18 protein-coding genes are annotated in these 25,435 nt (G+C 41.0%); all 18 read left to right on the plus strand.

What is annotated here, in order from left to right; translation table 11 throughout:
• The first annotated feature begins 162 nt into the window (after nucleotides 1–162).
• The 18 genes from addB to glyQ all read left to right on the plus strand — a co-directional run bounded on the left by addB (nucleotide 163) and on the right by glyQ (nucleotide 25,435).
• Complete coding sequence (addB, locus tag PQ460_RS07385; RefSeq protein ID WP_274172232.1) at nucleotides 163–3,714, plus strand: helicase-exonuclease AddAB subunit AddB; 3,552 nt, start codon at nucleotides 163–165, stop codon at nucleotides 3,712–3,714.
• Entirely contained in the window at nucleotides 3,711–7,862 is a 4,152-nt protein-coding gene (gene addA, locus PQ460_RS07390) for a helicase-exonuclease AddAB subunit AddA (protein WP_274172233.1), read from the plus strand. The genes addB and addA overlap by 4 nt, the downstream gene beginning before the upstream one ends.
• A 120-nt stretch (nucleotides 7,863–7,982) precedes the next feature.
• Nucleotides 7,983–9,158, plus strand: coding sequence for an exonuclease SbcCD subunit D (locus tag PQ460_RS07395; protein WP_274172234.1), 1,176 nt, complete (start codon nucleotides 7,983–7,985; stop codon nucleotides 9,156–9,158).
• Entirely contained in the window at nucleotides 9,155–12,583 is a 3,429-nt protein-coding gene (locus PQ460_RS07400) for an SbcC/MukB-like Walker B domain-containing protein (RefSeq protein ID WP_274172235.1), read from the plus strand. Before PQ460_RS07395 ends, PQ460_RS07400 begins: the two co-directional genes overlap by 4 nt.
• A 70-nt stretch (nucleotides 12,584–12,653) precedes the next feature.
• Complete coding sequence (locus PQ460_RS07405; RefSeq protein WP_273613118.1) at nucleotides 12,654–13,025, plus strand: histidine triad nucleotide-binding protein; 372 nt, start codon at nucleotides 12,654–12,656, stop codon at nucleotides 13,023–13,025.
• A gap of 195 nt (nucleotides 13,026–13,220) precedes the next feature.
• Nucleotides 13,221–13,394: a 30S ribosomal protein S21 gene (rpsU, locus tag PQ460_RS07410; protein WP_005547957.1), complete on the plus strand. Its 174-nt coding sequence runs from the start codon at nucleotides 13,221–13,223 to the stop codon at nucleotides 13,392–13,394.
• 15 nt (nucleotides 13,395–13,409) lie between these two features.
• Nucleotides 13,410–13,853, plus strand: a complete 444-nt coding sequence (locus PQ460_RS07415) for a GatB/YqeY domain-containing protein (RefSeq protein ID WP_274172236.1) — start codon at nucleotides 13,410–13,412, stop codon at nucleotides 13,851–13,853.
• 203 nt (nucleotides 13,854–14,056) lie between these two features.
• Nucleotides 14,057–15,484 carry an NfeD family protein gene (locus PQ460_RS07420; protein ID WP_274172237.1) on the plus strand — a complete coding sequence of 476 codons (1,428 nt, stop codon included), beginning with the start codon at nucleotides 14,057–14,059 and terminating at the stop codon, nucleotides 15,482–15,484.
• Nucleotides 15,485–15,729: 245 nt separating this feature from the next.
• Nucleotides 15,730–16,731, plus strand: a complete 1,002-nt coding sequence (gene floA / locus PQ460_RS07425) for a flotillin-like protein FloA (RefSeq protein ID WP_204823233.1) — start codon at nucleotides 15,730–15,732, stop codon at nucleotides 16,729–16,731.
• A gap of 31 nt (nucleotides 16,732–16,762) precedes the next feature.
• Entirely contained in the window at nucleotides 16,763–17,326 is a 564-nt protein-coding gene (locus PQ460_RS07430) for a hypothetical protein (RefSeq protein ID WP_274172238.1), read from the plus strand.
• 227 nt (nucleotides 17,327–17,553) lie between these two features.
• Nucleotides 17,554–18,525 (plus strand): PhoH family protein, encoded by a 972-nt coding sequence (locus PQ460_RS07435; RefSeq protein WP_273613114.1) that lies wholly within the window; start codon nucleotides 17,554–17,556, stop codon nucleotides 18,523–18,525.
• 66 nt (nucleotides 18,526–18,591) lie between these two features.
• Complete coding sequence (locus PQ460_RS07440) at nucleotides 18,592–20,838, plus strand: HD family phosphohydrolase (RefSeq protein WP_274172239.1); 2,247 nt, start codon at nucleotides 18,592–18,594, stop codon at nucleotides 20,836–20,838.
• Nucleotides 20,835–21,335: an rRNA maturation RNase YbeY gene (ybeY, locus tag PQ460_RS07445; protein ID WP_204823237.1), complete on the plus strand. Its 501-nt coding sequence runs from the start codon at nucleotides 20,835–20,837 to the stop codon at nucleotides 21,333–21,335. Before PQ460_RS07440 ends, ybeY begins: the two co-directional genes overlap by 4 nt.
• Nucleotides 21,335–21,703, plus strand: a complete 369-nt coding sequence (locus PQ460_RS07450; protein WP_273613112.1) for a diacylglycerol kinase family protein — start codon at nucleotides 21,335–21,337, stop codon at nucleotides 21,701–21,703. Before ybeY ends, PQ460_RS07450 begins: the two co-directional genes overlap by 1 nt.
• 193 nt (nucleotides 21,704–21,896) lie before the next feature.
• Nucleotides 21,897–22,298 (plus strand): cytidine deaminase, encoded by a 402-nt coding sequence (gene cdd / locus PQ460_RS07455; protein WP_273613111.1) that lies wholly within the window; start codon nucleotides 21,897–21,899, stop codon nucleotides 22,296–22,298.
• Nucleotides 22,299–22,406: 108 nt separating this feature from the next.
• Nucleotides 22,407–23,309: a GTPase Era gene (gene era, locus PQ460_RS07460; RefSeq protein ID WP_204823240.1), complete on the plus strand. Its 903-nt coding sequence runs from the start codon at nucleotides 22,407–22,409 to the stop codon at nucleotides 23,307–23,309.
• 133 nt (nucleotides 23,310–23,442) lie between these two features.
• Nucleotides 23,443–24,216 carry a DNA repair protein RecO gene (recO, locus tag PQ460_RS07465; protein ID WP_273613110.1) on the plus strand — a complete coding sequence of 258 codons (774 nt, stop codon included), beginning with the start codon at nucleotides 23,443–23,445 and terminating at the stop codon, nucleotides 24,214–24,216.
• Between the two features lie 340 nt (nucleotides 24,217–24,556).
• Nucleotides 24,557–25,435: a glycine--tRNA ligase subunit alpha gene (gene glyQ, locus PQ460_RS07470; protein ID WP_069329826.1), complete on the plus strand. Its 879-nt coding sequence runs from the start codon at nucleotides 24,557–24,559 to the stop codon at nucleotides 25,433–25,435.

The raw sequence follows: 25,435 nt of genomic DNA on the forward strand, positions 1-25,435 counted from the left end.
ATAAAATAGAACACATATTCGCTACTTATCGGGTTAGCAGTTTCCAAGTGCGGCGTTCTACAAAAAGGAGTTTTCGCGACGTCAACATCGATTGCACCGCTCTAATAGAACAATTTTTATGCATCGTGAAGACTATAATATAATAAATAAGGGTGAACTCATATGCCATTGCATTTTTTATTAGGTCGCTCTGGAAGTGGCAAAACGACCACCATCACTAAGCGAATCATTGATAATATTACACAACAACCTGATGGATCGCCTATCTTGCTACTGGTTCCTGAACAGGGTTCTTTTCAAGCCCAATATGCACTTGTTCGTTCTCATCAATCCAAAGGAAATGTACGTGTACAAACGTATGGTTTTCGCCGTCTAGCTAATTGGGTGCTACAAGATGTTGGAGGAAGTGCCAAAACACCGATTGGTGAAGAAGGTAAAAAAATGCTTCTTTATCGACTCATTCAGCGACACCAATCGCAATTGCGGATGTTCGGCACATCTAGCGATCAATTTGGTTTTATCGGCAAATTAAGCGAATTATATAATGAATTTAAGCGTCATACAATTACGTTAGAGCAATTAACTGAATATAGTGAACGATTATCAACATCAGCTCGTTCTCCTTTATTAATTGATAAATTGCATGATTTACAACGTATTTATCAAGACTTTGAACAGGATTTGCAAGGATTATATGTCGATGGAGAAAATACACTAACTGATCTTGCTTTAGCGATTCCAGAATCACAGGTGCTTCATAATATTGATATTTGGATCGATGGATTTCATAGCTTTACCCCACAAGAATATGATGTGATTGCAGCATTATTGCAAAAAGCCAATTCAGTGACGATTGCTTTAACATTAGATCGTCCTTATGATGGTGAACCTCCTCATGAATTGGAGCTTTTTCACCAGACAGCTACTACCTATATCAAATTAAAGCAGTATGCTAACGCTATTGATGAGTCTTTTACGATAGATGTTGAGAATCTTTCAGAGAACCCTGTGGATATCCCAGTTCGGTTTCAATCTAGTCCGCAGTTAGCTCACTTAGAAAATGCGTATCGTTCTTCTCATCGCTGGCAACAAGCACCTTATATTAAGCAAGCTGGTGAACGTCAGGATATTTATACGTATGCTGCACCTGATCGTCGTTCAGAAGTAGAAAGTGCTATTCGGGAAATGATCCGGCTTGCTCGTGAAGAAGGTGCACGCTGGCAAGAGATGGGTGTATTTGTCCGTCAGTTGTCTGATTACGAACATATTATTGCACCGTTACTGCAAGATTATGAGATTCCTTATTTTCTAGATCAGAAGCGTAGTATATTGCAACATCCATTAGCAGAGTTTATACGTTCAGCGTTGGATATTGTGCAATATTTCTGGCGATATGAAGATGTGTTCCGTTGTATCAAAACCGGGTTGTTGCTTCCAGATGATGGACGTGTAACAACAGAAGATATAGACCGTCTGGAAAATGTAGTACTGGCTTCTGGGATTCATGGATCACGCTGGACAGATGGACACCCGTGGAAAGGCATCCCTAGTCTTTCACTAGAAGCTGGTGATGATGTCAAAGAGATCAGTGAACGTGAATTAGTAGAAGGACAGCGTATGCAACAAGCCCGTCAGCTTGTAATCGATCCGTTGTACCGTTTTGAAAAAAGAATCAAAAAAGCGAAGCACGCCAAAGAAATGTGTATCGCTCTTTATCAGTTATTAGAAGATTGCAATATTGCATTGCATTTGGAAAAAATGAGTACACATGCTACGGCACAAGGTAATCCTTTACGTGCTCGTGAACATATTCAGATTTATGGCGAAATTATTGATTTGTTGGATCAAATGGTTGATATTATGGCAGAAGATCAGATCGATCTGGGAACTTTTGCAGGCTTACTGGAAACAGGACTCAGCGGTATTCGATTAGGGATTGTACCACCAGCGATCGATCAGGTGTTAATCGGTTCTATGGATCGTACCCGCCCTATGGATATTAAATATGGATTTGTATTAGGTATGAATGAAGGCATCGTGCCTTCCCTTTTTCCAGACAGTGGTATTCTAAGTGAACCGGAACGAACCAATATGTTAGAAGGCGGATTAGAATTATCTCCGGGTAGTAAACGATTGTTGTTAAATGAGCAATTTTTGATTTATCATGCGCTAACAGTGGCAAGTTCTAAGTTATGGCTTAGTTATGCGTTAACAGATGATGAAGATAAAGGACTTTTGCCTTCTGAAGTGATTACGAATGTGCATAAGTTATTTCCTTTTTTACAACATCAATCGGTGGTCTCTCCATTATCGGCTCAGTCTGACCATATAGCATCTTTGCAATATGTAAGCACTGCTACAACAACGTTACCGCATTTGATAGCCCAGCTACGAGAGTGGAGTCGCGGAACAACGATTGCAAACACATGGTGGCATGTATTGAATTGGTACACCACACATGAAGCATGGAGACCACAGGTCAGTATGTTAGTACAGTCTTTATTTTATAAAAATACAGGTGATTTGTTAGATAGTGATACCAGTCGACATTTATACGGACAGACGTTACGTACCAGTGTATCTGGAATGGAACAATTTGTATCTTGTCCTTTTGCTCACTTTGCTTCGCGTGGCTTGAGATTGCGAGAGCGTCAAGAATATCGCCTGAAAGCACCGGATATCGGTCAATTGTTTCATGCTTCATTAACCGATCTTGCTACGATGCTCAAAGAGCAAGGACGCGCATGGGGGCAATTGACTCGTGAAGAATGTGTAGAGATTGCGTATGAAGCCGTCGATAAGCATATTCCACGTCTGCAAGGACAGATTCTTTCCAGTTCCAAGCGCTACAATTATATTTCACGTAAATTGCGTGAGATTGTAAGTCGTGCTTCTGTGATGTTAGGAGAGCAAGCACGTCGTGGAGATTTTGAGCCGCTCTATTTAGAACTTGCATTTGGACCTAATGGAGAATGGCCACCCCTTCGTTTTACACTAGAAAATGGATGTACGATGGAAATTGTAGGACGAATTGATCGGGTAGATGTAGCGGAAGGTGATAATACTTTATTGCTACGGATTATCGATTACAAGTCTAGCCAGACTGATCTCAAATTGCATGAAGTGTATTACGGACTCGCTTTGCAGATGCTGACGTATCTAGATGTGCTATTAACTCATGCAGAAGAACAATTAGGTCAATCAGCACAGCCTGCCGGCGCACTGTATTTCCATGTGCATAATCCTATGCTACAAGCAGGTAATGGACTGAGTATGGAACAATCGGAGCAAGAAATGCTGAAGCGTTTCAAAATGAAAGGATTATTGCTAGCTGATCGTGATGTAATTGGCAAAATGGACAATGAACTGGATAAAGGATATTCTGCTATTTTACCTGTAGCAGTCAAAGCAGATGGAGGATTCTATAGCAGTTCTGCGGTTGCAACAGTGGATCAATGGCAAGAATTACTGCGTAATGTACGTCAGACGGCACAGGAAATCGGCACCCAAATCACAGATGGAACTACACAGATTACTCCTTATCGTATAGAACAGGAAAAAGCATGTGATTACTGTGATTACAAATCAGTCTGTCAATTTGATGAATCTTTAAAAGAAAACCAATATAAATCACTGCAAAAACCGGGCAAAAATGAAACATGGGAATTGTTGCAAAACCGCCATGACTACCAGAAAGGAGACTCACCTTCATGATCGATAACGATAACAATGAATATATGGATGATCTATTGGCAGACAATGATCAAGTATTGTCCCATAGACAGGAGATACCGAAGCCAGAACATAGTACGTGGACAGATGATCAATGGAAAGCAATCTCTTTAGATGGTGGCAATATGCTAGTAGCAGCAGCGGCAGGTTCTGGTAAAACAGCAGTTCTGGTTGAACGTATTATTCGTCAAGTGACTGATCCTATTCAGCCAATGGATGTAGATCGGATGTTAGTAGCTACATTTACCAAAGCAGCGGCTACCGAGATGAGACAACGGATACGGGCTGCTCTCGATAAAGAAGTATTGCGTCGTCCAGAAGATGATCATTTGCGTCAACAATTGGCTTTGTTAAGCCAAGCATCGATTACGACATTGCATTCTTTTTGCTTAGAAATTATTCAGCGTTATTATTCGATGATTCCGCTTGATCCTGGTTTTCGTATTGCTACTGCGAACGAATGTGATATTTTGCGTGAAGAATTGTTGGAAGAATTATTTGAAGAGAAATATACCGAGGAAGAAGAGCGGGATAATAAGCAATTTTATCGCTTAATGAATTGGTTCGGCGGTGAGCGTAGCGATGATGCTGCTTTAGTTTTGGTGGAGCGTCTTTATCATTTTGCGCGTAGTCATCCATGGCCTGAATACTGGTTAGAACGTACAGCAGCAGAATTTAATGTGACAGATGGTTCTTCGTTGCAGAATACGTCATGGGTTCAGAATATTATGACAGATATCGCTTTGACGTTACAGGGCATTGAAGCTGTACTGCATCAGGCGATAGATACAGCATTATTGCCGGGCGGCCCTTTAGCTTACGCAGATAGTTTGCGAGACGATTTAGAAGTGATTCATCATTTGCAGTCTGCGATGAGTATTCAGCCATGGGAACAGTTATATACCGTTTTCCAAAGTGCTGCTTTTGGTAAATTAAAAGCGGTACGCAAAGACGGAATCGATCCGCAATTACAAGAAACAGTAAAACAATTGCGTGAAAATGCGAAAAAATCGTTAGCTGAGATCAAAAGTCTATTTTTTGGCAGAACACCGGATGAATTTGCACAAGAACTACGTGAAACTTTTCCACTAATGAAAGAATTAACAGAACTTGTGATTCGTTTTAGTCAAAAATATCAACAGGAAAAACAGCGTAAAGGCTGGGTAGATTTTGCGGATCTAGAACATTATGCTCTTCATATATTGCGTCATCCCGATTCTACACCTGAACATGTGATTCCTTCGCAAGTGGCTCTGGAATATCGGGAACGATTTGATCAGGTTATGCTGGATGAATATCAAGATACCAATTCTGTACAGGAAGAGTTAGTACAGCTTATTTCACGGGATACGGTCGGTAATCGCTTTATGGTTGGTGATGTGAAGCAAAGTATTTATCGCTTTCGCTTGGCAGAACCAGGTCTGTTCTTAGATAAATATGAAAAGTATCAAGATGATTGGCAAGGAGAAGGACGACGGATCGATCTATCTCGTAATTTCCGTAGTCGTCATCAAGTGGTCGATGCTGTTAATATGATTTTTAGACAGATTATGAATAAAACAGTTGCCGAAATTGAATATGATGAACGAGCAGAATTAGTAGCAGGTGCAACTTATCCACCTGGCGATGAATCTGCATATTCACCGGAATGCTGGATTATTGATCGTGCAGGCAGTGGGGCAAGTTCTGATTACAATAATGCAGAGGATAGCAGTGATATCGATGGATATATAAATGAAGCTTCCGAAATGGAATCTGCTCGCTTAGAAGCACAAGCGATTGCTGTAAGAGTACGCGAGATGGTAGAGCCAGACGGCAAGCCATTACTTATTTACGATAAGTCAGTCGATGGATTACGTCCGGCAGAATATCGAGATATGGTGATTTTGCTACGCTCTACAGCAGCATGGGCACCACTGATACTAGAAGAACTACAACGTGAAGGTATACCTGCTTATAGTGAACTGAATCAAGGATTTTTTGAAGCGGTTGAAGTAAAAATTATATTATCATTATTAGCTGTCATTGATAATCCGCAACAAGATATTCCACTGGCTTCTGTTCTACGTTCACCGATTGTTGGTTTAAATGAAGATCAACTGGCAACGATTCGGTTATTTGGCAAAGACACTTCGTATTATCAAGCGATGATGTTAGCAGCTGAACATATGCGAGAACAACCAGAGGAATGGAGTTACAAATTACTTCATTTTCTTCAACAACTTGATCAATGGCGATTAGCAGCACGTGAAGGTGAATTAGGCGATCTAATCTGGCGTATTTACCGTGATACTGGTTATCTAGACTGGTTAGCTGGATTGCCGGGAGGGTTACAACGTCAACATCATTTACGAATCTTATATGATCGTGCTCGTAAATTTGAAGTATCTACTTCTTCGCGAGGATTGTTTCGCTTTATGCGCTTTATTCGTCGTTTGCAAGATACAGATGGTGATCTAGGGGCTACAGCTTCTGTCGATGGACAAGAAAATGCGATTCGGATTATGACGATTCATAAAAGTAAAGGTTTAGAGTTTCCAGTCGTGTTTCTAGCAGGTATGTCCAAAATGTTCAATATGCAAGATTTGAATACTTCTTTTTTGATGCATAAAGAATTAGGATTTGGGCCTAAATTTGTCGATGAAGATACACGTGTCAGCTATCCAACATTGCCGAACTTAGCGATTCGTCGTCGTACTGCAACTGAATTGTTAGCAGAGGAAATGCGTGTATTGTATGTTGCTTTGACTCGTCCGCGGGATAAGCTGATTATGATTGGAACGGTCAAAGATATCGACAAAAAAATCTCAGCATGGAGTCAGGTTCAGAACTCCGATTATATGCAATTGCCTGATTATGTACTAGCCAAAAGTCGTACCTATCTTGATTGGGTAGGGCCAGCATTAATGCGTCATCGTGCGGCTTCTATATTCCGTGAGCGCAATGAAATTGCTGCAGGGCCTTACTCTGCCTGCTTAGCAGATGATCCTACTCCATGGAGTATTACGATTCTAGATAGTCGTCAATTACAATCCAAAACAGAAGATACCGAGCAATCTATTACTGCTTTGCGTGAGCATGATCCCAAGTGGATAGCTTTGCAACAAATAGCAGATGGTGAGCAGGTACAACCTGTAACAGTTGTTGAAAATGATCAAGCAATTGAAGATAGTCATGCGCAGGGACAAGCTGATGATGTGGAACAAAGACTGAGCTGGCAATATCCTTATGAATTGTCTACTCATATTGCTGCCAAAACAACAATCAGTGAAATCAAGCGACAATTAGTGTCAGAAGAATCTCCATCGGTTGATGGAATACATGAATCTCTGGATCAACGTGTTACTATTGGACGGTATACAGATCAACCACATGATCCATCGTCCATAGAGACAACAGAAACGTCAGGTGCTAATCCATTTTTGATGAGTACTATTTTACAGCGCGCAGGTATTCTTCTGGAAAATCAAGCAGAGTATCAGACACAATCAGTAGAGCAAATATCTCCTGCTGTAGAATCTGATCTTTCTTCTGATTATTCAGCTACCGCATCGACTGATATGAGCGAGTCAGTAGCTGGAAGCACACTTCAATTGCAACGTCCTAAATTTATGGAACAGCGTGGATTGAGCGGAGCAGAGCGAGGAACAGCGTATCATACAGTGATGCAACGAGTTCCTTTAGATCAAGGGCATATCGATCTTACAATCGTAGAACAGACCAAAGCTGATCTAGTTCAGCGGCAAATTTTGCGTCAGGATCAAGCTGATAGTGTACATGCAGACGAGATTGTTGCTTTTTTTGCTACACCTTTAGGTCAACAAATGTTACAAGCTACCGAGATTAGACGAGAACTGGCATTTAGTTATGGTATTCCAATCAATGATGCAGGTGACAAGATTTTATCGCAAGGGATTGTAGATTGTATTTTCCGTATAAATGATCAATGGATTATTGTTGATTACAAAACCGATCGTATATTGGATAGCCACGGAGGCGTAGAAGCGCTCAAAGAGCGTTATCGTATTCAACTTCAATTGTATGCTCAAGCTATTCAAGATTCATTGAATTGGAAAGTAGATCAATTATGGCTTTATTTCTTTGATCGTAACGAAGCGGTAGAGATTTAAATCATAAGGTGGTTTGTTACCAGAAGGTCTAGTCTTCAATAAAGCTAGAACTTTCTGGTCGCAAACCTCCTTTTATCTGTATTTATTTAAAATAAATGATCATGTAAAAAGGAGAAAGCTATGCGTATTTTACATACAGCAGACTGGCATTTTGGTCGTACGTTAGAAGGCAGAAGTCGCCTTGAAGAACAAATCGCTTTTGTCGATGAATTGGTTCAGATTGCAGATGATCAACAAGCAGATCTGATTCTGATGGCAGGCGACGTATATGATTCTGTTAATCCACCTGCTGCGGCAGAACAATTATTTTATGAAGCTGCTGCAAGATTGACCGCGAACGGTCGTCCGCTTGCAGTGATTGCAGGGAATCATGATCAACCTGATCGAATAGCTTCAGCCACTCCTTTAGTCAAAGGAAGAGGGATTTATTTACTGGGGACGCCCGCTGCAAGTGCTTTAACAATTCCTGTCCCTAGAACATCAGAGACAGCGATTATAGCCGCATTGCCATACCCATCTGAAGCTAGACTGAACGAACTATTAACAGTCGAAAATGATGAAGATCTGATTCGTCGTGCATATAGTGAACGGGTAGGCATGTTGATGAGACAGTTAGCGACTGATTTCCGATCGGACACCGTTAACCTAGCTATAAGTCATATCTATGCACTAGGCGGCGTAGAATCAGATTCAGAGCGCCCTATTCAAGTAGGAGGCGCTTATACAGTAGATCCGTCTGCGCTCTACACAGGCGCTCAATATACAGCATTAGGTCATCTACACCGCGCTCAAGCTGTCAAAGGAGAAGGGATTATCCGCTATAGTGGTTCTCCGCTGGCGTATAGTTTTTCTGAAGCAGGGCAAGCCAAATCTGTTACCATGCTAGATGTAGCTCCTGGAGGGGTTCCACAGATCGAAGAAATCTTTTTAACTTGTGGTCGTCCTCTCGTGCGCTGGAAAGCCAAAGGCGGTCTGACTGAAGTTCATCAATGGTTAGAAGAAGGTAGAGATCGTAATGCTTTTATCGATTTAGAAATTTCACTATTAGAAGCATTATCAATGTCGGATATTCAATCGATTCGCAAAGCCTACAGTGGGATTGTCAATATTCGACCTGTATATCCTGAGACAGAAGCACAGCAATCTTTTGCTGAACGGGCTCAATTGCCTGTGCATGAATTGTTCCGTAAATTTTATGAACGTCAGACAGGTGGAGCAACACCTGAAGATCGATTAGTAGAGTTGTTTTTGGAATTGATCGATGAAGAAGAAATCGGAGAGGAACAGCCATCATGAAGCCAATCACACTCAAATTATCCGGTTTACAAAGTTATCGTGAGCAACAAGAAATCGATTTTGAAGCACTATGTGAAACAGGGTTATTCGGTATTTTTGGACCTACAGGTAGTGGGAAATCGACAGTATTAGATGCGATTACACTTGCGTTATACGGGAAAGTAGAACGAGCTTACAACGGTACGCAGGGCATAATGAATCATTCTGAGGATTCATTATTTGTGTCTTTTTCATTTGAATTACTATCTGCTGAAGGCGCACAGCGATATCGAGTAGAGCGACGATTCAAACGTACAGGAGATCACACTGTTAGTAACGCCATGAGCCGATTTATCGAAATGCGTGAAGATGGTGACGTCGTAGTTGCAGACAAATTAGCAGACGTTACGCGTTGTGTAGAAGATTATATCGGGCTTAAAATGGATGATTTTACACGTGCCGTTGTCCTACCGCAAGGTAAATTTGCTGAATTTTTATCACTCAAAGGCAGTGATCGCAGACAGATGTTACAGCGTCTTTTTCATCTGGAACGGTATGGCGATCGCTTAATGCAAAAGCTTAGTCAACGTGTCAAAGAAACAGACAACGTACTGGGCAAATTGTACGCTGAACAGACAGGGCTAGGCGAAGCATCAGCCGAAGCGCTACAGACAGCTATAGAACGGTTAGAGACGGCTATTCAAGAAGCAGAACAACGTCGTCAAGAACTGGCAGATATGACTGCTCGCACAGAACAATGGGGCAAGATTAGAGAATATCAGCAAGAACAAGCACGATTACAACAACGATTAGATCAATTACAACAACATGAAGCAGATATTGTTAGTAAAGAAAAGCAGATCGAACAAGCAATATCTGCTCAGAATTTATTACCGTTATTAGATACATGGCGTACCCATGAGACCAAAGCTATCCAAGAACAACAACGTGTAACTGTTCTGCAACAACAATTAGAGCAAGCCGATCGAGCTGTCTTGGTAGCTGCCGAGCATGAACAGCAGGCGAAGCAACAATTAACAGAGCAAGAGCCTTCACTGTTAAAGCGGATAGAGCAACTTCAGCAAGCTTTACAATTGCAAAAAGAATGTGCTGCTTTAGAACAAGATCAACAGCAGATTCAGAATCAATTGGAAGCTACACAAAAACAACTGGAAGAAGCATCCCATCAAGTACAGCGTGAACAGATGTTGTTAGACAAAGCAAGACAACGTCAAGAAGAGTTAAATAAACAGCTAAAAGCTTGTGAAGTACGCAGTCAGGATCGACGTGAGTTGCAAGAAGCTCAACAACAGTTGTCTGCTCTAGATACAGCAAGAACTCGTCTACAAGAACAACAGACAGAATATGATGGATATCATCAGTCGGCACAACAAGCCAATCAAGCATGGCAACAGATCACCGAGCAAGAAGCACAGCGATCGGTGCAGGAACAGCAATTACAGCAACAGATTTTTGCGTTATATCAAGATCATCAGCAATTAGCAAATGATCTACAAATAACAGAGCAATCGGTTGAACAACTGGAAGAACAACATGCACAACAAGCTAAAGAAGAAGAATCGAATCGATTAGCGATGATGTTAGCGGCAGAACTGCAAGAAGGAGAACCTTGCTCTGTCTGTGGGTCTATTCATCATCCACAACCTGCTCATATCAGCAATCATCTTTCCGCTTTAGCAGACGAATCAGTTTCTACCACACAAGGATCTGAGAATATCGATCAACAGACTCAGACTTTAAAACAAATAAAGCAACATCTTCAAATGCAACAGCAACAGGTACGTGGTCGTCAAATCGAGTTAGATAGCAATATGCAAGAATGGGATTGGCAGTTAGATAATGAAGAGTCGGTATCTGTTCCAAACGATCAAGCCTCTGTTTTGTCTGAAATAGAGCTACAAGCACAATTTGCTAATTTGCAAGCTCAAAATCAGCATTTAGAGCAACAAACAAGAGCACTACAACAACAATTACGTCAATGGCGACAAGATGAACGAGAATGGTCAGGTCGTCGATTAACTGCTCAATCTGAGCAACAATCATCTGGACGACTGGTGGAGCAGTCCCATACTCGTTTACAAGCCGCTACACAGTCGTTAGAGCAACTGTTACAACAGTGGCAACAGAAGTTACCGCATTTGACAGAACAATCAGCACGTGAGCGATTTGCCGCTCTAGCGCAGATGGATGAACAAGCTGAGAAGATTCGTGAAGGATTAGAAAAAAGTGTTCCGTATATCGAAGAGCGAGAGCAAGCTATCAAAAATGGTTATGACCATATCAACACACTGGACAAACAGCGTATTCAAGATCAGACCCGTCAAGAAGGGAATCAACAGCTTTTACAAGAAAAGAAAAATCGCCTGACCGAGTGGATAGGAGATCAATCAGCTCAGCATTTATTAACAGACACGCAACAGCAACAGCAACAATTACGCCAGCAAGCAGAGCAGACGACAGACTTGTGGCGCACAGCATTACAACATCAACAGACAGCTACACATCAAGTAGAATTGGCTGTGCAATCGCTACAATCATTACAGGAACAAGTTAATCAACATGCTGAAAAGTGGCAACAAGCATTGCAAGCTTCTCCGTTTGATAATGAACAAAGTGTCAGCCAATCGCGAATGACCGAAGAGCAGATTCAAGCGGATCGACAGCAGATTCAATCTCATCGGGAACAACAGCATGAACTTTCTGTACATTTGCGCGAAGTACAGCATAAATTAAATGGACAAAGTGTGAGCGAAGAAGAATGGGCACAGATCCAGCAACAATATACAGCAGCTCGTCAAGCCGATGAGTCCGCCTTAGAGCAACGTGCCAAAGCAACTCGTGATCGTGAAGACCTTGAACAACGTCATGTACGCTGGCGTGAGTTAGAAAATCAACGAGTTACCTTAGCACAAGAAGCCAAGCATTTATCCAAATTACAAGCTAGTATGCGTGGTAATGCGTTTGTCGAATACATTGCAGAAGAACAATTAATGCAGGTTAGTCTAGCCGCTTCAGAGCGATTGCGCTTTTTGACCAAGCAACGGTATTCTTTAGAAGTGGATTCTGGTGGAGGATTTGTGATCTGTGATAATGGTAATGGGGGAATTCGTCGCCCGGTGTCTTCATTGTCAGGTGGAGAAACATTTTTAACTTCGTTATCATTAGCATTAGCTTTATCGGCTCAGATTCAATTACGTGGACAGTATCCTCTTCAGTTCTTTTTCTTAGATGAAGGATTTGGTACACTTGATCCCGAACTTTTGGATACAGTAGTGACTTCACTGGAAAAACTTCATAATGATCAACTTTCTGTTGGGATCATCAGTCATGTTCCTGAATTACGAATGAGATTGCCTCGTAAATTAGTTATTGTACCTGCGGAACAAGCAGGTAGCGGTTCTAAAGTGATGTTAGAACGTATGTAAAGTATTTAGATAGTCATACACGTACGTGGAAGCAAGATACACCAAAAAGGTTAGCGAAGGGAGTCTTATTATGATCGTCAAAGAAGATTGTTTATTTTGCAAAATAGTAGCAGGAACGATTCCATCTAAAAAAGTATATGAGGATGAGCAGATATTAGCATTTCACGATATTACACCTGCTGCTCCTGTGCATGTATTGCTTATTCCCAAAAAGCATATCGATTCGATGAATGAAGTGACTCAAGAAGATTTACCGGTTATCGGTCATATCCATGGAGTAGCCATAGAGTTAGCAAAAGAGCTAGGTGTAAATACAAGTGGATATCGTCTAATCAACAACTGTGGCCCGGATAGCGGACAAGCAGTGCAACATCTGCATTATCATTTGTTAGGTGGAGCGAATCTAGGTGCTTTAACAGGCATTTCCAACTCTCACGCATAAGCAAAAATAGCGTGTAAAAGAATAATAAAAAAAGATGTTCCAATACTGTATAAAACGGGTATATAATAGAACATTAAAAAATTGCAGGCAAAACTAGCCAATCATATTGACACTTCATTCAACTTTCACCTATAATGAAAGTTGATAAACCGTGTTATTGTTCTTGGACGGTCTGGTCGGAGGGAGGGAAAACTAGTGTCTGAAACGAAAGTTCGCAAAAACGAAACAATTGATGCAGCACTTCGTCGCTTCAAACGCTCCATCGCTAAAGATGGCGTTCTGGCTGAGGTGAAAAAACGCAAACATTATGAAAAGCCGAGCGTTAAGCGTAAGAAAAAATCTGAGGCTGCTCGTAAAAGAAAGTTTTAGGAGGATTTACCCGTCATGAATCTTAGCGAACGATTAAACGAAGATATGAAGCAAGCAATGAGAGACAAGGCGAAATTCAAATTGTCTACCATACGCATGGTTCGTTCAACGATTAAAAATCTCGAAATAGATTTGAAAAGAGACTTGGACGACAATGAAGTGCTTGATATTCTTAGTCGTGAGATCAAACAGCGCAAAGATGCCCTCCAAGAATTTGAAAAAGCAGGTCGTGATGACCTGACAAGCAACCTTAAAGCGGAGATTGAGATTATTTCCGAGTACCTTCCCACACAGCTGTCTGAAGAAGAAATTAAAGTTCTTGTAAAGCAGACCATCCAGGAAACCGGTGCTTCTTCAAAAGCCGATATGGGAAAACTGATGAGCGCCCTGATGCCTAAAGTAAAAGGTCGCGCAGACGGAAAAGTTGTGAATCAAACGGTTCAACAATTTCTGCAATAAACATATGTGAAAGCACCTCATTTTTTATAAGATGAGGTGCTTTTTTCTATACTTTTTTTTGGAGAAAGGAATATAATTGAAACGTAACCATTATAAATGCGTATTACGTATAGACTACCTTTTACTATGCTTATATGTATATTGTTTAATATTATGCTGTGATATTAAACAAACACATCTGAACGGAAAGGGGCTAAGATCGTATGAATCAATCGCTTGACCAGATGGTTCGTATCAAGCGTCGATTGACTCTGTTATTGTTGGGCTCACTTATGGCGATGTTGGTTGTAGCAGGAATTTATCCGCAAAATACGCAAGCCGCATCTGCACCAGCCACCAGTAATAATGATGGTTCAGTTTACGTGATTCCAATTGATCGTCAAATTGAAAGCGGATTACAAAAGTTTTTGGCACGAGGATTTGAGGAAGCGAAGCAAGCGAAAGCATCTTGGATCGTGTTGGAAATGAATACGCCTGGTGGAGAACTGCAAGCCGCGGGTGATATTGGAGCGATGGTACGTAATAGTGATGTTCCTGTAGCTGTTTTTGTACAAGACAAAGCCGCATCAGCAGGTAGTTATATTGCATTGAATGCAGATAAGATTTTTATGCAACCTGGAAGTACCATTGGTGCAGCCGCTATCGTTGATGGTCAAGGCAACCCGATTGATAATCCCAAGCAGGTCGCTTATTGGAAAAGTGAAATGAGAGCTGCTGCTCAGCTTCATAATCGGAATGCAGATATCGCAGATGGGATGACAGATGTGAATATGGTAGTCCCAATGCCAGAGATTAACAAGACCAAAGAAAAAGGTCAGATTATTTCTCTTTCCAGTAATGAAGCGTTGAAAGTAGGATTTGCAGACGATATTCTGGCTTCTACCAATGCTGTTGTAGCTGAGTTGGGACATTCACCAGCAGACATCGTCCAAATACAACCAAGCGCAGGCGAAAATATCGCACGTGTGCTAACTAACCCGATCGTAACAACACTGTTATTGTTTATCGGGATCGCTGGAATCGCAATAGAGATTATTATACCGGGATTCGGTATACCGGGTATTGTTGGAATTGTCGCATTTGCATTGTACTTCTTCGGTAGTTATGCCGCTGGATTTTCAGGTTCAACGACATGGTTACTTTTTTTAGGAGGACTTATTTTACTGGTGCTTGAGTTGTTTATTCCAAGCTTTGGGATATTGGGTATTTTGGGTTCAGCCAGTCTGATAACAGGTGTAGTGAAAGCCGCATATGATACAAGCGATGCTTTATTATCTCTAGGTATCGCATTTGTTTCGGCTGCTGTAGTCGTAACACTGATTGCTATTCTGCTCAAAGAACGAGGCGTTTGGAATCGATTTATTCTCAAAGAACAATTGTCTTCAGAGCAAAGCTTTATGTCTCGCTTAACCAGAGAACAATTTTTGGGCAAAGAAGGAACCAGTGTAACACCTCTTCGTCCATCAGGTACGGTTATGATTGAAGGCGAACGAATTGACGTAGTGACACAGGGTAATTTTATTGCAAATGATCGTCCGATTCGAGTGAAACAAGTCGATGGCAGTCGTATTATTGTGGAAGAAATTGTAGAAGAACCTTCTTCTCTAGATGCTCATCTGATCAAAGAATAATGGATACCGGTAGAATGAATAACGTTGGATAAAGTCAGGTATGGATGACTACCTCTGTAAATTATTCATACCTTGATAACGTACAAATGATATTGCTTCGTCTTCATTATGGATTCATATTCACATATGTAGACAAAAGGGGTCATGTTCGTTTACATATTTAGCAGTACATTTTCAAATGAATCCGATCGAACAGGCAATAAGTAAGCAGGTTGAACTATAAAAATTGGAGTGTGATGTGAATAATGAGTACAAGCGTATTGAGTATACTCTTTATCGTTGTGGTCGCTATTATTATTTTAAGTGTATTTTTCAGTTTCTTCCCGGTTATGCTCTGGATCTCAGCAGTAGCTTCCGGTGTACGTGTAAGTATTATTACGCTTGTAGCGATGCGTCTACGTCGTGTAACCCCTTCACGTATTGTGAATCCACAGATCAAAGCGCACAAAGCTGGTCTTGGACTTGATATGAACCAATTGGAAAGTCATTATCTTGCAGGTGGTAATGTAGACCGTGTTGTAAATGCACTGATTGCGGCGCAACGTGCAGAGATTCCATTGGAATTTGAACGTGCAGCAGCGATTGACCTTGCAGGTCGTGATGTATTACAAGCTGTACAAATGAGTGTTAACCCTAAAGTAATTGAAACGCCTGTCGTTGCTGCTATGGCACGTAACGGTATCGAAGTTAAAGTTAAAGCTCGTGTAACCGTACGTGCGAATATCGACCGCTTGGTCGGTGGTGCAGGTGAAGAGACGATCATTGCTCGTGTAGGTGAAGGTATTGTTACTACCGTAGGTTCTAGTGATTCTCACAAACAAGTACTAGAGAATCCAGATATGATCTCTCGTACGGTATTGCAAAAAGGTCTGGATGCAGGAACCGCTTTTGAAATTCTATCGATCGATATCGCAGATGTCGATGTAGGTAAAAATATCGGTGCTATGCTACAGACGGAACAAGCAGAAGCAGACAAACGTATCGCTCAAGCCAAAGCAGAAGAAAGACGCGCGATGGCTGTCGCTCAAGAACAAGAGATGAAAGCGCGCGTTGTTGAGATGAGAGCACGTGTAGTTCAATCCGAATCCGATGTACCACTCGCTATGGCAGAAGCTCTTCGTCAAGGTCAACTTGGAGTTATGGATTATATGAATTTCAAAAATATCGAAGCAGACACTCAAATGAGAGGTTCAATCGGTAAATCAGAAGATTCTGGCAGTAGCCCGGATAATAAGTCAAATAAATAAAGGTGTGCGATAATTGATGTTTGAATTCCTTATGGGTAATTTATATTTTGTCGCCATTATTGCGTTTGCTATCTTTTCTTTTGTCAGAACGCGTTCAGCTAAAAAGAAGTCAGGCGGGCAACCTTCAGGTATGCCAACGTTTGGCGGAAATGGTGATACCAAAAGAAAATGGTTCAATGAACCTGAGCGCACCTCGGCTGAACTGGAATCATTAGATGATGTACAGCGTCGATATCATGAAGCAGGGCAACGCTATGATGAGTTAGATACATCAGAGAATGCACCCGGCTATGAAGATTCAGCGACTAGATCAACGTTATCTTCATCAGAGCCTTATATACCGCAAAAAGTCATTTCCAATCAAAGTGAAGTAGAAAAACGTCTTGATGAAATGCACAGAGATATTCAAGCCCGTTCGATGCATTTGAATACAGGCAGTAGAGTAAGAATCGAAGAGTTAGATTCAGAGACTACTTCTAAAAATGCTATCGGCTCTGAGGAGCTTCGCAAAGGCGTGATTTGGGCAGAAATTCTAGGCGAGCCTCGTGCCAAACGTCCTTTTAATCATCGCAAATATGCAGTAGACAAAAAATAGTTAGCTATTAGCCGATCTCTATAGTGGAGATCGGTTTCTTTTTAATCTGTAGTGATTTTGTTTCTATTTTGATTGATGTATGGTAATGATAGATAATGTGCAAAAAATTTTGCATGACAAACCATACAATGGTAAAGTTGAGGGTAAAGAGATTGTACTCAAGTTTTGTAGTATACGTGCACAAAAGCAGTTTTATATTATTTTATAAATGAGGAGATTGAGGCTATTTGTTAGAGCAAACGCAAAGCACCAGAATTCCCCTGCTAAATGCAGAAGAAGGATTGTCCCTGTTCGGACCACAGGACAGCTTCTTAAAATTAATTGAACGCGATACGGATGCCAAAATTGGTAGCCGTGAAGCAGAGATTTCGATTCATGGTCCTGCACAAGCAGTAGAGCAAATGACTCAGCTTTTTGAAGTATTATTAGAACTGGTTCGTAAAGGATATGTACTTACAGAGCGTGATATTTTGTATGCAATAGAACTTGCCAAAGAGCTCAGAGCAGACCAACTGCTTGACTTATATAAAGGTGAAATTACCCAGACGTATCGTGGTAAACCGATTCGTGTCAAAACGATCGGTCAGAAGCACTATGTATCTACGATCAAAAAATTAGATATTGTTTTTGGGATTGGCCCCGCAGGTACAGGTAAAACGTATTTAGCAGTTGTACTCGCTGTGGCTGCGCTCAAAGAGGGCAAAGTCAAACGAATTATTTTGACTCGTCCAGCTGTTGAAGCAGGCGAAAGCTTAGGTTTTTTACCAGGCGATTTGCAGGAGAAAGTCGATCCATATTTGCGTCCGTTATATGATGCTCTTTACGACGTTATGGGGCCAGAACAGACCGCCAAAGCATTAGAGCGTGGCTTGATTGAAATCGCTCCGCTTGCTTATATGCGTGGACGTACACTGGATGATGCTTTTATTATTCTAGATGAAGCGCAAAATAGTACAGCAGAACAAATGAAAATGTTTTTAACTCGTTTAGGATTTGGTTCCAAAATGGTTATTACAGGCGACGTGACCCAGATCGATTTACCACGTGGTAAAAAGTCAGGGTTAGTAGAAGCTCGAATGATTTTGGATGGAATCAAAGAAATTGGATTTGTGATTTTTCAACAACAAGATGTAGTTCGTCATTCATTAGTACAAAAAATTATTGTCGCTTATGATAAAGCTTCAGAAAATCTGGAGTAGTCGGCGGTCAGCGGAGAAAACAGAAACCGCACATTTTGAATATTCAGAAGTGAGAGGGCTGTATGTATGACTTCCAAAAAACCGTCTACACGTAATTTACTTGATTCTATGATAGCGGGTTGGAAAAATAGCCGGATGACACGTTACGCTATGTTTGTACTGCTATTTGTGGTGCTTTACGTTAGTCTGGCGCCTAACCTGCTTCCACAGCGTTTTGATATTCAGGTCGGAACGGTTAGCGATAGTGATATTATCGCTCCGATGCAGATTCCGAATAACAAATCTACGCTCCAAGCGCAAGAAGCTGCTGCTGAACAAGTAGAATCCGTATACGCGATTGTATCTATGCGTAGAGAAACGGTTATTTCGCAAATGTTAGATCGAATTGAGTCTCTGAATCAAGATGATCAGATTACCAATGCAGATAAAGCACAGATTTATAGCGAAGAAATTCCGCAACGTGCGCAAAACTCTATCGCTAACTTTATTCGCAATAACCGTGAAGCAGGAAAATATTCAGACAAAATGCTAGATGAAATGCAAAAAACGATCGGTGAGCAAACGTACAGTATTCCTGAAGAAACGTTTCTCAAAATTCCGCGTTTATCTACAGATGAAATACAAGATATGCGTCAAGTGGCAACATCGATTATGTCTCGGTTAATGAGCGATCAGATTACAGATGCACAGTCTGCACGTGCCAAAGTAGCTGAATTGGTTAGTACAAGCTCACTGAATAGCCGTACAGCTCGTGAGGTGGTACAGGAGCTTGTTCGAGCTACGTTAACCGCTAATAAGTTCTACGATGAAGAAGCGACCCGAGCGGCGAAAGTAGAAGCTCGTGAGAACACACCAACAGTTTATATTCAGCAAGGTGAAGTACTTGTCCCAAAAGGTGAGAAAATCACGCAGGAAATGTATACCTTATTGGATGAAAATGATCTGCTCAAAAACGATGTAAATTATTGGCCTCAACTGGGATTAGTGCTATTTGCCTTTTTGATCACTTTAGGGCTGTACATGTATCTGCGTCAGTCTATTCATCAAGGTAGAAGTTATAACAATTCGCAATTGTTGATGTTGATTGTTATTTTCGTTATCGGTGTGATCTGTCTCCATCTGGTGCGTATTTTGCAGATTGGTAATTCACCGTACTTTGGCTTCCTTGTACCAGCAGCGATTGTTGTGATGCTGATTACATTGTTGCTTGATGTTCAGCTTGCTTATATTTCATCGATTATTATGAGTATTTTGGCGAGTATTATTTTGAATATGAGTCAACATGAATTATTTGATTATCAGTTTGGCTTTTTTACACTGGTTGTTTCGTTTACAGCAATTCAATGTATTCATCGCGCCAGCCAGCGCTCGACTATTCTCAAAGCTGGAATTATGAGTTGCTTTTTTGGGGCGATTGCAGTGTTAACTTTAGTACTGCTCAATGATGGAGAATGGACACGTATGTCGATGATGTACGCTGTTGGTTTTGCTTGTATTGGGGGACTAATTACGACTGTACTGGTACTTGGATTAATGCCATTTTTTGAGACGACATTTGGAATTTTGTCTGCTCTCAAATTGGTAGAATTATCGAACCCTAACCATCCATTATTGCGTAAATTATTAATTGAGACACCGGGAACTTATCACCATAGCGTAATGGTAGGTAATCTGTCTGAAGCCGCCGCTGAAGCGATTGGTGCAGATGGATTGTTATGTCGGGTAGGCTCGTATTATCATGATATTGGAAAGACCAAGCGTCCTGGGTATTTTATCGAAAATCAGAACAATATTGGCAATCCGCATGATAGTATAGATCCTAAGCTAAGTAAATCAATTATTATTGCGCATGCTCGTGATGGCGTAGAAATGCAAAAAGAATATAAATTGCCCAAACCGATTCGTGATATTGCAGAACAGCATCATGGAACAACGTTTTTGCATTACTTTTATCACAAAGCTTTGAAGCTAGCGGAAGAGCAAGAGATCGAACCTGATTTCACCGAAAATGATTTCCGTTATCCAGGGCCCAAAGCGCAGACAAAAGAAGCTGCTGTGGTGGGTATTGCAGATAGTGTAGAAGCCGCTGTACGTTCACTTAGCAAGCCTACAGTAGAGCAAGTCGAGACGATGATTGAGAAAATTATCAAAGGTCGTGTCGATGATAATCAATTCAATGAATGTGATCTAACGATGAAAGAACTAGATGTGGTTGCCAGAACGCTTAAAGAAGCAGTTATGGGTATATTCCACTCTCGTATTGAATATCCGGAAGACATCAAGAAGCCGGATCAGAAGGAGAATAAAGCATGAGTTTACAGCTTGCATGGGAAAATGAACAAAATAAATATGAGATTACAGATGAGCTAATCACTACACTTGAACTGATTCTGCAAAAAGCAGGAGAACAAGAACAAGTGAATGATGGTGAAGTCGCTCTTACTTTTGTGGATGATGAAGCTATTCATGAGCTGAACAAAGAGTATCGTGGTATCGATCGTCCAACAGATGTGTTATCTTTTGCCATGCATGAATCGCTTGATGATGAATTAGATATTGTCTATGATCCTGCATTGACTGGACAAGACACACCACTTCCAGGCGATATGCTAGGCGATATTATTATTTCAGTTCCACGTGCGATTGCTCAGAGCGAAGATTACGGGCATTCGGTGGAACGAGAACTTGGTTTTTTATTTGTCCATGGATTTCTGCATTTATTAGGTTATGATCATCAAGATGATGAAACCGAAGCAGAAATGATGGGTAAACAAGAAGCGGTATTACAACAAGCGGGATTGACACGCTGATGAAAAAAAGAACGTGGAGAGCCGTATTTTTTTCTGCGGCAGAAGGAATTGCAGACACTTTTCGGACAGAACGTAATTTTCGTATTCATGTATTGATTACATGTATTATCATTATCGCCGGAATCATCTGTCATGTATCTGCTGTAGATTGGATGCTGCTAACGCTAGCGATAGGTATGGTGCTCGGAGCGGAATTGATGAATACCGGTGTTGAAGCTGCTGTAGACCTAAGCTCTCCTGATTGGCATCCTTTTGCCAAAAAAGCAAAAGACGCCGCCGCAGGAGCCGTTCTTATTTCATCTATTGTTGCCATTGTTATTGGTATCATCGTGTTTGCAGAACCGATTGTATCGTGGTTTATAAAGTGAACGATTATACAAAGCACTAAAATCCCCTCTAATGACTTGAATGGGAGAGTCAGGAGGGGATTTTATCGTTTTTTACACAAAGAATAATAGAATGCGGTATAGATTAGTGGGCGTAACCGTCTAAATCGTGTAATATATAAGAATAGGCAGTGTATGGAACCGATCAATACGATACATGTTCAGGGGGATTACAATGGAATCGTCACAATTATTACAAGAAGCTATTCTTGCTCGCGCTAAAGCATATGTACCTTACTCTAACTTTGCTGTCGGTGCGGCATTGCTTGATCGTAATGGACAAGTGCATCACGGTTGTAATATTGAAAATGCAGGGTATACTCCTTGTAATTGTGCAGAACGTACAGCGATGTTCAGCGCGATTGCTCAAGGACAACAACCTGGTTCTTTTCAAATGATGGCTGTAGTTGGAGATACCGATGAACCGATTGCTCCTTGTGGTGTGTGCCGTCAGGTGATGGTAGAATTGTGTCATCCTGATATGCCGATATTGCTTGGAAATATGAAGGGCGATACGCGGATGACCACTATTTCCGAGTTGTTGCCACATGCGTTTGGACCGTGGAATTTAAAATAAATAAGCGGAATCGTTGAGAACTTTATATACACAGACTTGTATGATCAACAGCATGACAAATATGAACAGGAGTTATACAGAATGGTAACTCTTGGAACGGAGAATGATATGTCGAAAAAGAATTTTAAATCAGGTTTTGTTGCGATTGTCGGCAGACCAAATGTAGGGAAATCCACGTTAATGAATCAGGTTATTGGACAAAAGATAGCGATTATGTCTGACAAACCACAGACTACACGTAATAAGATTCATGGCGTATTTACAAGAGACGATAAGCAAATCGTATTTTTGGATACACCAGGGGTGCATAAGCGTCAGTCTAAATTAGGTGACTTTATGAACCAGACGGCGTTGAACACATTAAGTGAAGTCGAAGCTGTTCTTTTTCTAGTGGATGCAGCAGAAGGATTAGGTGGCGGAGATCGCTTTATTATTGAGCATCTCAAAAAAGTAAAAACACCTGTTTTTCTAGTAATCAACAAAATTGATCAGGTCGTTCCAGAGCAGTTGTTGCCGATTATAGACCAATATCGCAAACTGCATGAATTTGCTGAAATTATTCCGATCTCTGCTAAGTTAGGCAATAACGTAGACACATTGATGGAGCAAATTGGTAAGTATTTACCAGAAGGACCACAATACTATCCAGACGATCAAATCACAGATCATCCAGAGCAATTTGTATGTGCTGAATTGATTCGTGAGAAAATTCTAAATCAAACACGCGAAGAAATTCCTCACTCTATCGCTGTAACGATTGAAGCGATGAGTGTAGAACCTAACGGTGTAGTAAATATTTCAGCAGTGATCTTTGTCGAACGTGATTCTCAAAAAGGAATCGTTATCGGTAAACAGGGAGCATTATTGAAAGAAGTTGGTAGACAAGCACGTATGGATATTCAGAATTTGCTCGGTTCGAAGATTTTCTTAGAACTATGGGTAAAAGTGAAAAAAGATTGGCGTAATCAAGATAGCGTATTGAAAGATCTTGGTTTCCATCGTAATGCTTAATAAGCAAGTAAATATGTTTAATAAATAAAGATAACAGTAATTCAGATTAACGATAGCAGAGCATAGAAATTAATGCTCTGCTTCTTTTAAATTTGGAGTGGAATATATTCATAATCAGATAGGGAGATGAGACATGCTATACAGGGTGGAAGGGATTATCATCCGCAGCATGGATTATGGCGAAGGGAATAAAATTGTTACTTTGTGTACAGAGACACATGGCAAGATTGGTATTTTTGTACGGGGAGCCAAAAAGCCCAAAAGCCGTCATGGTGCAATGATACAACCGTTTACGTATGGTGAATATTCCTTTATTCGCAATGGAACAGGTCTAGGTACTCTGAATCAAGGTGAGATTATCGAATCCAATCATAAGTTACGTGAAGATGTATTTTTAGCAGCTTATGCGGCATATGGATGTGAGATGGTCGACAAAGCACTGCAAGAAAATGAAACAGGACGTTTTTGGTTTGATCAGCTCAAAGCATTTCTTTCTTTTCTAGGGGAAGGTCGAGATCCTGTTGTACTAACGACTCTTTTTGAAATGAAAATTCTGCAAGCGACTGGGTATGCACCTCAAGTGGATGCTTGTATTTTTTCAGGCGAAACAGAAGGTAAGTTTTTTCTAAGTCCGGGCTTGGGCGGTATACTGTCAGAGCGTGAACGTCGTCAAGATCCAGCTGCGTTTGCTATCTCGCCAGGAACACTCAAATTACTGCGTTTATTTTCAAGATTAGATATTCGTCGTCTAGGCAATATTGATGTCAAAGATTCAACCAAAGCAGAATTGAAAAAGATTATGGATGCTTTTATGGAAGTCCAATTAGGGCTCAAATTAAAATCTCGCCGCTTTCTGGATCAATTGGATAAGTATGAAACTTCACTTCAAAACCATGTTGACGAATAGGGTAAAGTCAGATATGATCTAGGTTATAACTTGTGTCTTATCGACACGCATGATGCGTTGACCGGATTAGTAAGCAGATGATAATCGTCTTTAGATAGCGAGTCAGGGATGGTGTGAGCCTGATGACGAGCATGTGCCCAATGGCATCCGCGAGCATATGAGCTGAATAGAAAAGTGGATGACATGCAAATGTCTTCAAATAGGGTGGAACCGCGGGAATACAACTCTCGTCCCTATGTCTGTACATCAGGCGTAGGAACGGGAGTTTTTTGCGTGCGATGCAGATTATACATATTCAGCGGAACGATTAATTAACTATGAAGATAAAGGAGTAATGTCAATGAATTTCCAGCAAATGATTTTGACACTGCAAAATTTCTGGGCAGCCCAGAACTGTATTATTGTACAGCCTTATGATACTGAAAAAGGTGCAGGAACAATGAATCCGATGACATTCCTACGTTCAATCGGACCTGAGCCGTGGAATGTAGCGTATGTAGAACCTTCCCGTCGTCCTTCAGATGGTCGGTACGGTGAGAATCCTAACCGTTTATACCAGCATCATCAATTCCAAGTGATTATCAAGCCTTCACCGGATAATATTCAAGAATTGTATCTGGATAGTCTCAAAGAATTAGGCATCAATCCGTTAGACCATGATATCCGTTTTGTAGAAGATAACTGGGAAAATCCATCACTAGGCTGTGCAGGTCTAGGTTGGGAAGTATGGCTAGATGGTATGGAAATTACTCAATTTACGTACTTCCAACAAGTTGGTGGTATTGAAACAAATCCAGTTGCTGTCGAAATCACTTATGGTATGGAACGTCTGGCTTCGTATATTCAAGATAAAGAAAATGTATTTGATCTTGAATGGGTAAATGGCATTACGTATGGTGATGTATTCCATCAACCTGAAGTAGAACATTCTACGTATACGTTTGAAGTTTCAGATGTAGCGATGTTGCTTAATCTGTTCAGTACGTATGAGCAAGAAGCGAAGCGTGCGATGGATCAGAATTTGGTATTCCCTGCTTATGATTATGTATTGAAATGTTCACATACATTCAACTTATTAGATGCTCGCGGAGCGATCAGTGTAACTGAACGTACTGGATATCTGACTCGTGTTCGTAACCTGGCACGTCAAGTCGCAGCGACGTATCTAGAAGAGCGTGAGAAGTTAGGCTTCCCGATGTTGAAGAAAGGAGATGCATAA

This window comes from Paenibacillus sp. KACC 21273 (assembly GCF_028736095.1).
GTDB lineage: Bacteria > Bacillota > Bacilli > Paenibacillales > Paenibacillaceae > Saccharibacillus > Saccharibacillus kyungheensis.